The sequence below is a fragment of the Streptomyces sp. NPDC041814 genome, assembly GCF_055590565.1.
In genome coordinates this window covers 103,317-115,635 of sequence record NZ_JBVJAM010000003.1, presented here as the reverse complement: position 1 = coordinate 115,635, position 12,319 = coordinate 103,317, and the positions used below count along the sequence as shown (strand labels likewise).

The following is a 12,319-nucleotide window of genomic DNA, read 5'->3' as shown; positions in this document are numbered from 1 at the left end:
CCCGGAACGCGAAGTCGCCCGGCCGGAAGGACCCGGCCGGGCGACGACGTACGACTAGGAGGGGACTACTGGGCGCCGAAGCGCTCCCGCCACGTCTCCAGGTCCTCGTCGGTGATCTTGGCGAAGAGCACCGGCGGCACCGTGAAGGCGGTCCCGGCCGGCACGGACGCCAGGGCGCGGGCCTCGTCGGCGCTCACCCAGGTCGCCGAGTCGTCCGCCAGGGCGAACGCCTCGCGCATGGCCCGCGCGGAGGACGGGATGAACGGCTCCGATACGACCGCGTACAGGTGGATCAGGTTCATCGCGGTGCGCAGCGTGAGCGCGGCGCCCTCCTGGTCGGTCTTGATCTCCAGCCAGGGAGCCTTCTCCTCCAGGTAGGAGTTGCCCGCGCTCCACAGCGCGCGCAGCGCCTGGGCCGCCTTCCGGAACTGGAGCGCCTCCATGTGGCCCTCGTACTCCGCGAGCAGCCGCGCGATCTCCTCGCCCAGCTTCCGCTCGGCCTCCCCGGCCTCCTTGCCCGCCGGGACCTCGTCGCCGAACCGCTTGCGCGAGAAGGACAGCACCCGGTTCACGAAGTTTCCGAGGGTGTCGGCCAGGTCCTTGTTGACCGAGGTGGCGAACAGCTCCCAGGTGAACGACGTGTCGTCCGACTCGGGTGCCTGGGCCATCAGGAAGTAGCGCCAGTAGTCCGCGGGCAGCAGTTCGAGCGCGGTGTCCGAGAAGATGCCGCGCTGCTGCGACGTCGAGAACTTGCCGCCGTAGTAGTTCAGCCAGTTGAACGCCTTGACGTGGTCGACCCGCTTGACCGGCTCCCGGGTGCCGATCTGCATCGCCGGGAACATCACCGTGTGGAACGGGACGTTGTCCTTGGCCATGAACTGCGTGTACCGGACGTCGGACGCGTCGTACCACCAGGACCTCCAGTCCCGGGTCCCCGGCTCCAGGTCCGCCCACTCCTTCGTCGCCCCGAGGTACTCGATGGGGGCGTCGAACCAGACGTAGAAGACCTTGCCCTCGGCCGCCAGCTCCGGCCAGGTGTCCGCCGGGACGGGCACACCCCACTCCAGGTCGCGGGTGATCGACCGGTCGTGCAGGCCCTCGGTGAGCCACTTGCGGGCGATCGAGGACGCCAGGTGAGGCCACTCGTCGCTCGTCTTGTCGATCCACGCCTCGACCTCGCCGGACAGCTTCGACTGCAGGAGGAAGAGGTGCTTGGTCTCCCGGACCTCCAGCTCGCTGCTGCCGCTGATCGCGGAGCGCGGCTCGATCAGGTCCGTCGGGTCCAGCACGCGGGTGCAGTTCTCGCACTGGTCGCCGCGCGCCTTGTCGTAACCGCAGTGCGGGCACGTACCGACGATGTAGCGGTCCGGCAGGAAGCGGTCGTCGGCGATCGAGAAGACCTGGCGGATCGCCCGCTCCTCGATGAAGCCGTTCTCGTGCAGCTTCCGGGCGAAGTGCTGGGTGATCTCGCGGTTCTCGGCGGAGGAGCTGCGCCCGAAGTAGTCGAACGCGAGCCCGAACCCGTCGTAGACCGCCTTCTGCGCGTCGTGCTGCTGCGCGCAGAACTCGGCGACCGGCAGCCCGGCCGCCTTCGCGGCCAGCTCCGCCGGGGTGCCGTGCTCGTCGGTGGCGCAGATGTACAGCGCCTCCTCGCCCCGCTGGCGCAGATACCGCGTGTAGACGTCCGCCGGGAGCATCGACCCGACCAGGTTCCCCAGGTGCTTGATCCCGTTGATGTAGGGAAGCGCGCTGGTGATCAGGTGTCGAGTCATCGTCGGATGCTCCCAGTTTCTAAGGTGCCGGTGCCTCTGTCGCAGGCCGTTTGCATCTTATCGAATGGGGGAGAGCCCCCTTTACCGGATTTCCGGCGCCTCAGCACTCGATGATGTTCACCGCGAGCCCGCCGCGGGCCGTCTCCTTGTACTTGACGGACATGTCCGCGCCGGTCTCCTTCATCGTCTTGATGACCTTGTCGAGGGAGACCTTGTGGCTGCCGTCGCCGCGCAGGGCCATCTTCGCCGCCGTGACCGCCTTCACCGCGGCCATGCCGTTGCGCTCGATGCACGGGATCTGGACGAGGCCGCCGACCGGGTCGCAGGTGAGGCCCAGGTTGTGTTCCATGCCGATCTCGGCGGCGTTCTCCACCTGCTCGGGGGTGCCGCCCAGGACCTCGGCGAGGGCGCCGGCGGCCATGGAGCAGGCGGAGCCGACCTCGCCCTGGCAGCCGACCTCGGCGCCGGAGATGGAGGCGTTCTCCTTGAACAGCATGCCGATCGCACCGGCGGCCAGCAGGAAGCGGACGATGCCGTCCTCCTTCTCGGCCTCCGTGCAGCCGCCCGCGGCGAAGTTCATCCAGTAGTGCAGGACGGCCGGGATGATGCCGGCGGCGCCGTTCGTCGGGGCGGTGACCACCCGGCCGCCCGCCGCGTTCTCCTCGTTCACCGCCATCGCGTAGAGGGTGATCCACTCCATGGCGTGCGTCTGGGGGTCGCCCTCCGCGCGCAGCTGGCGGGCGGTCTTCGCGGCGCGGCGGTGCACCCTGAGGCCGCCGGGCAGGACGCCCTCGCGGGACATCCCGCGCGTCACGCACGCCTGCATGGCCCGCCAGATGCCGAGGAGCCCGGAGCGGATCTCCTCCTCGGTACGCCAGGCGCGCTCGTTCTCCAGCATCAGCGAGGAGATCGACAGACCGGTCTCGCGGGCCAGGCGCAGCAGCTCGTCGCCGGTGCGGAAGGGGTGCTTCAGGACCGTGTCGTCGAGCACGATCCGGTCCTCGCCCACCGCGTCCTCGTCCACGACGAAGCCGCCGCCGACCGAGTAGTACGTCTTCTCCAGGAGCGGGGCGCCCTCGGTGTCGTACGCGAAGACGGTCATGCCGTTGGCGTGGTACGGGAGCGCCTTGCGGCGGTGCAGAATCAGCTGCTCGTCGGCGTCGAAGGGGATCTCGTGCATACCGAGGAGGTTGATCCGGCCGCCGGTGCGGATCGCCTCGACCCGCTCGTCGGCCGTCTCGACGTCCACGGTGCGCGGGGACTCGCCCTCCAGGCCGAGCAGGACCGCCTTGGGGGTGCCGTGGCCGTGGCCGGTGGCGCCGAGGGAGCCGTACAGCTCGGCCCGGACGGATGCGGTGTGGGCGAGCAGGCCCTCGTTCTTCAGGCGGCGCGCGAACATGCGGGCGGCGCGCATGGGGCCGACCGTATGGGAGCTGGACGGGCCGATGCCGATCGAGAACAGGTCGAAGACCGAGATGGCCACGGGGTGACTCCTAAGGGTTGGTAGACGCCGTTGTCTGCCGGGTGGTGCGGTACGGGCGGGACGGCCCGGAGTGCAATGAGACAAAGCGGGGGACAAGGGACGGGGCACCCGCCCACTGTTCAGTGTGCGGGTGCCCCTCCCGGAGGCGCGAATGCGCCGGGTCGGCTACTTCAGGCCGGGGTACAGCGGGAACTTCTCGGCGAGCGCGGCGACCCGGGCCTTCAGGTCGTCCGCGTCGTAGGACGGCTTGAGGGCGGACGCGATGATCTCCGCGACCTCGGTGAAGTCCTCCGCCCGGAATCCGCGGGTGGCCAGGGCCGGGGTGCCGATCCGCAGGCCCGAGGTGACCATCGGCGGCCGCGGGTCGTTGGGGATGGCGTTCCGGTTGACCGTGATGCCCAGCTCGTGCAGCCGGTCCTCGGCCTGCTGGCCGTCCAGCTCGGAGTTGCGCAGGTCCACCAGGACCAGGTGCACGTCGGTGCCGCCGGACAGCACGGAGACGCCGGCCTCGGTGACGTCCGGCTGGACCAGGCGCTCGGCCAGGATGCGGGCGCCTTCCAGGGTGCGCTGCTGGCGCTCCTTGAACTCCTCGCCCGCCGCGACCTTGAATGAGACCGCCTTGGCCGCGATCACGTGCTCCAGCGGGCCGCCCTGCTGACCCGGGAAGACCGCCGAGTTGATCTTCTTGGCGAGCTCCTGGGTGGAGAGGATCACACCGCCGCGCGGACCGCCGAGGGTCTTGTGCGTGGTGGTGGTGACGACGTGGGCGTGCGGCACCGGGTTGGGGTGCAGGCCCGCGGCGACCAGACCGGCGAAGTGCGCCATGTCGACCATCAGGTACGCGCCGACCTCGTCCGCGATGCGGCGGAAGGCGGCGAAGTCCAGCTGACGCGGGTAGGCGGACCAGCCGGCGACGATCAGCTGCGGCTTGGACTCCTTGGCCAGGCGCTCGACCTCGGCCATGTCCACGACACCGGTGTCGTCCACGTGGTACGGGACCACGTTGTAGAGCTTGCCGGAGAAGTTGATCTTCATGCCGTGGGTCAGGTGACCGCCGTGCGCCAGATTCAGGCCCATGATCGTGTCGCCCGGCTTCAGCAGCGCGAACATCGCGGCGGCGTTCGCCTGCGCACCGGAGTGCGGCTGGACGTTCGCGGCCTCGGCGCCGAAGAGCGCCTTGATCCGGTCGATCGCGATCTGCTCGACCACGTCGACGTGCTCACAGCCGCCGTAGTAGCGGCGGCCGGGGTAGCCCTCGGCGTACTTGTTGGTCAGGACGGAGCCCTGTGCCTCCATGACGGCGACCGGAGCGAAGTTCTCCGAGGCGATCATTTCGAGCGTGGACTGCTGGCGCAGGAGCTCGGCGTCGACGGCGGCGGCGACGTCCGGGTCCAGCTCGTGGAGGGAGGAGTTGAGAAGCGACATCAGGTGGTCCCTTGGGGTCTCAGTTGCCGGAGAACTCGGTGTACTCGTCGGCGGAGAGCAGGTCCTTCGGCTCCTCCGCGACACGTACCTTGAACAGCCAGCCGCCTTCGAACGGAGCGGAGTTGACCAGCGACGGGTCGTCCACGACGGCCTGGTTGGACTCCGTGATCTCACCGGTCACCGGGGAGTAGAGGTCGCTGACCGACTTGGTCGACTCCAGCTCGCCGCAGGTCTCGCCCGCGGTCACCTTGTCACCGACCTCGGGGAGCTGCGCGTAGACGACGTCACCGAGCGCGTTGGCCGCGTGCTCGGTGATGCCGACGGTGGACACGCCGTCCTCGGCGGGCGACAGCCACTCGTGCTCCTTGCTGTACCGCAGCTGCTGGGGGTTGCTCATGGTCTGAATTCTCCTGTACGCGGGGAGTGCGGATGAACGGTGGTCTTACGGTGTGAGACGGGACCGCGTCACGTACGCGGCACCGGCCGGGTTCCTACGGTTCTACTTCTTGCGCTTGTAGAAGGGGAGCGCCACGACCTCGTACGGCTCGTGGCTGCCTCGGATCTCCACCGCGACTCCGGCGGTGCCCGGCTCGGCGTGCGCCGCGTCGACGTACGCCATGGCGATCGGCTTGCCCAGCGTGGGGGAGGGGGCGCCCGAGGTGACCTCGCCGATGACCTGACCGCCGGCGACGACCGGGAATCCGGCGCGCGGCACCCGGCGGCCCTCGGCGACCAGCCCGACGAGCTTGCGGGGCGGGGCGGTCTCGGCGCGCTCCGCGGCGGCCTCCAGCGCCTTGCGGCCGACGAAGTCGCCGTCCTTCTCGAACTTCACGACCCGGCCGAGCCCGGCGTCGAACGGGGTCAGCGAGGTCGTCAGCTCGTGCCCGTACAGCGGCATGCCCGCCTCCAGGCGCAGCGTGTCACGGCAGGAGAGGCCGCACGGGATCAGGCCGTGCGCGGCGCCCGCCTCGGTGAGCGCCTTCCACAGCTGCTCGGCGTGGCCGGGCGCGACGAACAGCTCGAAGCCGTCCTCGCCGGTGTAGCCGGTACGGGCGATCAGCGCGGGGACCCCGGCGACGGTGCCGGGCAGTCCGGCGTAGTACTTCAGGCCGTCCAGGTCGGCGTCGGTCACCGCCGCGAGGATCGCCGGGGACTCGGGTCCCTGCACGGCGAGCAGCGCGTAGGCGTCGCGGTCGTCGCGCACCTCGGCGTCGAAGCCCGCGGCCCGCTCGGTGAGCGTGTCGAGCACCAGCTGGGCGTTGCCGGCGTTGGCGACGACCATGTACTCCGTGTCCTGGAGGCGGTAGACGATCAGGTCGTCCAGGATGCCGCCGTCCTCGGCGCAGATCATCGTGTAGCGGGCCCGGCCGGTCGAGACCGTGCCGATGTTGCCGACCAGCGCGTAGTTCAGCAGGTCCACGGCCTGCGGACCGGTGACCGTGATCTCGCCCATGTGGGACAGGTCGAAGAGGCCGGCCTTCGTGCGGACGGCGTTGTGCTCGTCGCGCTCACTGGCGTACCGCAGCGGCATGTCCCAGCCCGCGAAGTCGGTCATGGTGGCGCCCAGCGACCGGTGCAGGGCGTCGAGGGCTGTCAGACGGGGGGTGCTGCTCATGAAACGGACTCCCAGGGCATGACGACGGCGAGGACGATCCCTCCCCATCTGTCATCGGAACCTGAGAGGTTCGCCGAGAGGCCCCGCGGGGGTTCGGCTTGCACCTTGGGTGGAGCCGCCGGGCGGCTCGCTTTTCAGATCTGCCTCATCCACGCGGTACGGGGCCTGAGAGATTCAAGGGAGGATCTTGCTCCTTCGGCGCCCGGCACGGTGACCGGGACTCTCCCGCGCGGATTCAAGCGGCCTGTATGCAGTTGGCGGGGTCATCATCGCACGCATTCCGGGGGAGCGGGCCCCCGGGACCGGTGGGGCCCGTCACGCTTCCGCGGCGGGTCGGACGGTTGTGCCGCATTACCTTTTCTTTACACTTCGGGGGTAGGTATCGGTCCTGCACGCGTCGGCCGTACGGCCAGGGGGAGGCGATGACGTTGCGCTACGCGACGACCGCGGGAACCACGAGCACCGCGCTGCCCGCACAGTCCGGCTCACCGCCCCGGCGGGCGGTGGGCACACACCCGCCCGTCGTCCGGGACCTGCGCGGCCGGGCGGGACGCGGCCCGCGCACCCTGCGCTTCGCCGCCGGGGACGTCGTGGTCGTCTCCGGGCTCCCCGGCAGCGGCAAGTCCACGCTGATCTCCCGCACCGCCCCGGCGCACGCGGTCGACTCCCAGGACACCCGGGACCGCTGGGCCCGCCGGATGCCCCGCTTACTCCCGTACGCCCTCTACCGCCCACTCGTCCGCCTCGCCCACTACCGGGGCCTGCGGCGGGTGCTGCGCTCCGGCGCCTCCGTCGTCGTGCACGACTGCGGTACGCAGAGCTGGGTCCGCGCCCTGCTCGCCCGCCATGCCCGGCGCCGGGGCGGCGGTCTGCACCTGGTCCTGCTCGACGTCTCCGCCCGGACCGCGCGCGCGGGCCAGCGCGAGCGCGGCCGGGGCGTCTCCGCGTACGCGTTCGCCCGGCACCGCAGAGCCGTGGGGCGGCTGCTGCGCGACACCGAGGCCGGGCTGCTGCCGCGGGGCTGCGCCTCGGCGGTGCTGCTCGACCGCGAGGCGGCCGGGGCGCTCACGCGCATCACGTTCGCAGACGCACAGACCGACGGCTGAAAACGGACCGTCCAACGGCCGGACAGTAGCCGGGCACCAGCGGTTTCCGGACAGCCCCGGGGAGCGACGGACGCCCGGCGAGGCCGTACCCTCTTGCTGCACGGCAACGGGGCGAGAGGGAAGCAGTGGACATTCCGGCACAGGCCGGGAGCCTGCCGCAGGGCGGCTGGCCGGCCAACGAACTCGAAGAGGTGCTGGGCGCCTCGCTCGGCACCCCGGAGGCGGGCGGGCGCCTGCTGGAGGTGCTGGGCCGCAGCCATGTCTGGGTGCCCTTGCCCAACGGCGGCGGACCCGACGCCCGGGACCTCGACCTGCCCGCGATGGAGATCGACGGCGCCGCGTACGTCCCCGTCTACAGCTCCGAGCACCAGTTCCTCACCTGTGTCGGCGACCGGATGTCCTTCACCGTCGCCCCCGCCGTCGAGTTCGCCCGCGGGCTGCCCCCGCAGCTGGGCATCGCCGTCAACCCGGGCGGCGCCGTCGGCCTGCCGCTGCCCCCGCCGGCCGTCGCCGAACTGTGCCGGGCCGGGCGCAGCCCGCTCGACGGCCCCGCGACCGGGGGCCGGGTCCGGCTGTACGAGCCGGACTGGAAGGAGGAGCCCGTCGACTTCCTGGCCGCCGCCGCGGGCGAGTTCCAGGAGAGCGGCGTCGTCCGCACCGCCCGCCGGGTCCTGGCCAGCATCGAGGGCGACGACCCCGTGCTCTTCGTCGGCGTCGAGTTCTCCACCTGGGACGGCGCCGGGCAGAGCGCCCCGATGGACGCCCTGGGCCGGGCACTGGGCCGCGTCGCGGTGCCGTGGCCGGTCAACCTCGTCCTCCTCGACGTGGCGCAGGACCCGGTCGCCGACTGGATGCGCGAGCGGGTGCGGCCCTTCTACACGCGCGCCCCGCAGTAACGGGGAGGGCCGCGGCGTCAAGCCGGTGACAGCGTGGCCGCATAAGCTGGTTTGATGGCTGAAGGCCGATGCCCGGTGGCCGAAGCAGAGGATCTACGAGGGGCGGGACCAGGGTGAGTGCGTCAGGCACCGCGGCGGCCGGTCAGGTCGAGCACATGCTGCGACAGGTCGCGCCCGGGCGCTACGACGCGTACGAGGCGCTGCTCCAGGCCCTGGCGTCCGGCCGGGTCTGGATGCTCCTGTGGCACGGCCGCCCCGGCGCCCCCGACGCCCAGTACGGGAACATGGAGGTCGACGGCCTCGGCTACGCCCCGTGCGTCACCTCCGCCCAGGAGCTCACCGCCAGCGGCTGGAGCCGGGACCACGAGGTCGTCGCCGGACTGGACATCGCGCGCTCCCTCTATCCCGACCGCTGGGGCGTCTGGCTCAATCCGCACGCCCCGGGCGGCGGCGTCGGCGTCCCCTGGCTGGACCTGCGCCGCATCGCGACCGGCCTGGACCGGATGCCCGCCGGGCCGCTGCGGATCAGCGAACCCGCCGTCGACATCCCGCAGTTCTACGCCCAGCTCACGCAGAACGCCCACCACACCCCTGCGATCCGCTCACTGCGCCGCGCCTGGGTGCAGCCCGCGCTCGGCGTCCCGTACCTCGCCGTCGGCCTCGACCTGTACGACATGAGCCGGCCGTCCGTCGACGCGGTCCGCGCGATGATGCGCCAGTCGGTCGGCGCAGTCCCCGAGGGCCTGCCGGTCTCCACGGTCGCGATGTCCGACGAGTACGACCCGGTCGCGATGTGGCTGCGCGTCAACTCCCGTCCCTTCTACGACCGCGAGGCGCACGCCGCGCCCGGTTACGGCTACCCGCAGGCTCCCGCGTACTGATTGCGCGTCAGACCCCGGCGAATCGGGGTCATTGCGGGCACTTCGGCGTTCGTGCGCGAAGTGTTCGTTATCGCTGTTTTGTGACCGAGAGGCCCGATTGCCGATCCCGGCTGTTCGGATACCGGAAGCATTCAGACGTCATCACGTTTGAGCAAACATTCCCCGTCAGGTCTGGCGGGTGTGCGCGAAGTGGCTGAAGACTCCCACGCAACTAGCTATGTACGAGCCGCTACCGCGGCGGTCACGGGCCGGCCACCGCCGGCCGAGAGGGGTCTCCAGCGCAATGACGGCACCTATCGAGACCACCAGGGCGGATGCGCGGCCCGAAGCGGTGCTGGAAGGCGCGGGCCGCAAGGAGATCGAGGGCCGTTCGCTCGGCCGCATCGCCTGGACCCGGTTCAAGCGGGACAAGGCCGCCATGGCCGGTGGCATCGTTGTCGTCCTGCTGATCCTGACCGCGGTGCTCTCCAAGCCGCTCCAGTCGCTGCTGGGGCTCGACCCCAACGCGTTCAACCAGAGCCTGGTAGACCCGGTCATGCTGGCGCCCAAGGGCAGCTTCGGCGGGATGAGCTGGGACCACCCGTTCGGCGTCGAGCCGCAGACAGGCCGCGACATCTTCGCGCGCATCCTCGAAGGCTCCTGGGTCTCGCTCGTCGTCGCCGTCGGCTCCACCCTGCTCTCCGTCGCCATCGGCGTCGTCATGGGTGTCGTGGCCGGGTTCTACGGCGGCTGGGTGGACAGCGTCATCAGCCGGCTGATGGACACCTTCCTCGCCTTCCCGCTGCTGCTCTTCGCGATCTCCATCTCCGCTTCCCTCCAGGGCAACGCCTTCGGGATGGAAGGGCTCACGCTGCGGATCGCGGTCCTGATCTTCGTGATCGGCTTCTTCAGCTGGCCGTACATCGGCCGCATCGTGCGCGCGCAGACGCTGTCGCTCCGCGAGCGCGAGTTCGTGGAGGCAGCCAGGTCGCTGGGCGCCCGCGGGCCGTTCATCCTCTTCCGTGAGCTGCTGCCCAACCTGGTCGCGCCGATCCTCGTGTACGCGACGCTGCTGATCCCCACGAACATCCTCTTCGAGGCGGCCCTGTCCTTCCTGGGCGTAGGCATCGCCCCGCCGCAGGCGTCCTGGGGCGGCATGCTCACACAGGCGGTCGACCTCTACGAGGTGGACCCGATGTTCATGGTCATTCCCGGCATGGCGATCTTCATCACCGTGCTGGCCTTCAACCTGCTGGGGGACGGGCTGCGTGACGCACTCGACCCTCGTGGCAAGTAAACGCGGCAGTGCCGCACAGGACTAGCGAGGGGGCTTTCCTCAGCATGCAGAACAGAAAGACAGCGGCGCTCATAGCCGTCGCGATCGCGGTGTCGCTGGGCGCCACGGCGTGCAGCAAGGACTCGGACGGCGGCAGCGGCAAGGGCGGTGGCGGCAACGCCAAGGCCGACGCCGGGCTGACGAGCATCGTCAACGCCAGCGACAAGAAGGGCGGGACGGTCACCTACGAGCACACCAGTGGCCCGGACTCCCTCGACCCCGGCAACACGTACTACGGGTGGGTGCAGAACTTCGCCCGCTTGTACGCCCGTTCGCTGGTGACCTTCCAGCCGGCCGCCGGCAAGGACAGCCTCAAGGTCGTCCCCGACCTCGCCACCGGCCTCGGCAAGGCGAGCGCGGACGCGAAGACCTGGACGTACACGCTCCGTAAGGGCGTGAAGTTCGAGGACGGCTCCGAGATCACCTCGCAGGACGTCAAGTACGCCATCGAGCGGTCCAACTTCGCGCCGGAGGCCCTGTCCAACGGCCCGACGTACTTCAAGGCGTACCTCGAAGGCGGCGACAAGTACAAGGGTCCGTACAAGGACAAGTCCGCCGAGGGTCTGAAGTCCATCGAGACCCCGGACAAGTACACGATCGTCTTCCACCTCAACAAGCCGTTCGCGGACATGGACTACCTGGCCGCGTTCTCGCAGACGGCCCCGATCCAGCAGAAGGCCGACACGGGCGCCAGCTACGTCCAGAAGATGGTCTCCTCGGGTCCGTACAAGTTCTCGGCGTACGACGAGAGCAAGGGCGCGACCCTCGTCCGCAACCCGGAGTGGGACCCGAAGACGGACCCGATCCGCAAGGCGCTGCCGAACAAGATCGAGCTGAAGTTCAACGTCAACCCGACGACGGTCGACGAGCACCTGCTCAACGACGAGACCACCGCGGACATCGCGGGCACGGGCCTGCAGTCCAAGACCCAGCCCAAGGTCCTCAGCAAGGCGGCCGAGAAGGCGAAGACGGACAACCCGTACGCCGGCGCCCTGCAGTACCTCGCGCTGAACGTCAACGTGAAGCCGTTCGACAACGTCGAGTGCCGCAAGGCCGTCCAGTACGCCGTCGACAAGCAGAGCATGGTCGACTCGATCGGCGGCTCGGTCAAGGGCGACCCGGCGAGCACGGTCATCCCCCCGACCGTCGCCGGCTACAAGAAGTTCGACCTGTACCCGACCGAGGGCAGCAAGGGCGACGTGGCCAAGGCCAAGGAGCACCTGGCCAAGTGCGGTCACAAGGACGGCTTCAAGACCACGCTGACGGCGCGCTCCGACCGTCCTGACGAGGTCACCGCCGCCACGCAGCTCCAGAACAGCCTGAAGGCCATCGGCGTCACCGCCGAGATCAAGCAGTTCCCGGCGGACAAGTACTTCACCGACTTCGCGGGCGTCCCGGCCTGGGTCCACAAGAACAACGCGGGCATGATGATGATGGCCTGGGGCGCCGACTGGCCGACCGGCTTCGGCTTCCTCGACCAGATCGTCAACGGCTCGGCCATCAAGCCCTCCGGCGGCACCAACCTGATGGAGCTGAACGACAAGGGGATCAACGACCTCCTCGTCAAGGGCATCGGCACCGTCGACACCACGGAGCGCAACGCCACGTGGGGCGAGGTCGACCAGAAGGTCATGGAGAACGCCTCGGTCGTTCCCCTCTTCTACCGCAAGAACCTGCTCTACCGCCCGGCCTCCGCGGCGAACGTCACCGTCACCGACGCGTACCTCGGCATGTACGACTACGTGCTCATGACGTCCACCAAGTAGCGCCTGTTCATCAAAAGCATCCCCTGAAAGGCAGGTGAAGGCGCCGGGCGGCGGGGTTAC

General features: G+C 70.0%; 10 protein-coding genes and 1 riboswitch. Of the genes, 5 read left to right on the top strand and 5 right to left on the bottom strand.

The window, feature by feature from the left end:
* Positions 1–65: 65 nt before the first annotated feature.
* From metG to gcvT, 5 genes are all read right to left on the bottom strand, one after another.
* A complete protein-coding gene (gene metG / locus ACZ6C6_RS10215; RefSeq protein ID WP_469201109.1) occupies positions 66–1,772 on the bottom strand; it encodes a methionine--tRNA ligase in 1,707 nt (568 codons plus the stop codon).
* 100 nt (positions 1,773–1,872) lie between these two features.
* On the bottom strand, positions 1,873–3,255 hold the full coding sequence (locus tag ACZ6C6_RS10210; protein WP_469201107.1) for an L-serine ammonia-lyase: 1,383 nt from the start codon (positions 3,253–3,255) through the stop codon (positions 1,873–1,875).
* A gap of 165 nt (positions 3,256–3,420) precedes the next feature.
* Entirely contained in the window at positions 3,421–4,680 is a 1,260-nt protein-coding gene (glyA, locus tag ACZ6C6_RS10205) for a serine hydroxymethyltransferase (RefSeq protein ID WP_469201105.1), read from the bottom strand.
* A 19-nt stretch (positions 4,681–4,699) separates the two neighbouring features.
* Positions 4,700–5,077: a glycine cleavage system protein GcvH gene (gene gcvH, locus ACZ6C6_RS10200; protein WP_469201103.1), complete on the bottom strand. Its 378-nt coding sequence runs from the start codon at positions 5,075–5,077 to the stop codon at positions 4,700–4,702.
* A 102-nt stretch (positions 5,078–5,179) separates the two neighbouring features.
* Entirely contained in the window at positions 5,180–6,295 is a 1,116-nt protein-coding gene (gcvT, locus tag ACZ6C6_RS10195; protein WP_469201101.1) for a glycine cleavage system aminomethyltransferase GcvT, read from the bottom strand.
* Positions 6,296–6,439: 144 nt separating this feature from the next.
* Positions 6,440–6,533, bottom strand: a riboswitch (glycine riboswitch).
* A 184-nt stretch (positions 6,534–6,717) separates the two neighbouring features.
* Between gcvT and ACZ6C6_RS10190 the strand changes: the two genes are divergently transcribed.
* From ACZ6C6_RS10190 to ACZ6C6_RS10170, 5 genes are all read left to right on the top strand, one after another.
* The gene (locus ACZ6C6_RS10190) at positions 6,718–7,401 is read left to right on the top strand and encodes an AAA family ATPase (RefSeq protein ID WP_469201099.1); all 684 of its coding nucleotides are present in this window, start codon (positions 6,718–6,720) and stop codon (positions 7,399–7,401) included.
* A 125-nt stretch (positions 7,402–7,526) separates the two neighbouring features.
* Positions 7,527–8,297, top strand: a complete 771-nt coding sequence (locus tag ACZ6C6_RS10185; RefSeq protein ID WP_469201097.1) for an enhanced serine sensitivity protein SseB — start codon at positions 7,527–7,529, stop codon at positions 8,295–8,297.
* A 113-nt stretch (positions 8,298–8,410) separates the two neighbouring features.
* A complete protein-coding gene (locus ACZ6C6_RS10180) occupies positions 8,411–9,178 on the top strand; it encodes an enhanced serine sensitivity protein SseB C-terminal domain-containing protein (RefSeq protein ID WP_469201095.1) in 768 nt (255 codons plus the stop codon).
* Between the two features lie 283 nt (positions 9,179–9,461).
* Positions 9,462–10,454 carry an ABC transporter permease gene (locus ACZ6C6_RS10175; protein WP_469201093.1) on the top strand — a complete coding sequence of 331 codons (993 nt, stop codon included), beginning with the start codon at positions 9,462–9,464 and terminating at the stop codon, positions 10,452–10,454.
* A gap of 44 nt (positions 10,455–10,498) precedes the next feature.
* Positions 10,499–12,259 (top strand): ABC transporter substrate-binding protein, encoded by a 1,761-nt coding sequence (locus tag ACZ6C6_RS10170; RefSeq protein ID WP_469201091.1) that lies wholly within the window; start codon positions 10,499–10,501, stop codon positions 12,257–12,259.
* Positions 12,260–12,319 lie beyond the last annotated feature (60 nt).

Coding starts and splice junctions, on each gene's coding strand:
- ACZ6C6_RS10175 (WP_469201093.1), top strand. CDS start 9,462: ATGACGGCACCTATCGAGACCACCAGGGCGGATGCGCGGCCCGAAGCG.
- ACZ6C6_RS10190 (WP_469201099.1), top strand. CDS start 6,718: ATGACGTTGCGCTACGCGACGACCGCGGGAACCACGAGCACCGCGCTG.
- gcvH (WP_469201103.1), bottom strand. CDS start 5,077: ATGAGCAACCCCCAGCAGCTGCGGTACAGCAAGGAGCACGAGTGGCTG.
- ACZ6C6_RS10170 (WP_469201091.1), top strand. CDS start 10,499: ATGCAGAACAGAAAGACAGCGGCGCTCATAGCCGTCGCGATCGCGGTG.
- gcvT (WP_469201101.1), bottom strand. CDS start 6,295: ATGAGCAGCACCCCCCGTCTGACAGCCCTCGACGCCCTGCACCGGTCG.
- metG (WP_469201109.1), bottom strand. CDS start 1,772: ATGACTCGACACCTGATCACCAGCGCGCTTCCCTACATCAACGGGATC.
- glyA (WP_469201105.1), bottom strand. CDS start 4,680: ATGTCGCTTCTCAACTCCTCCCTCCACGAGCTGGACCCGGACGTCGCC.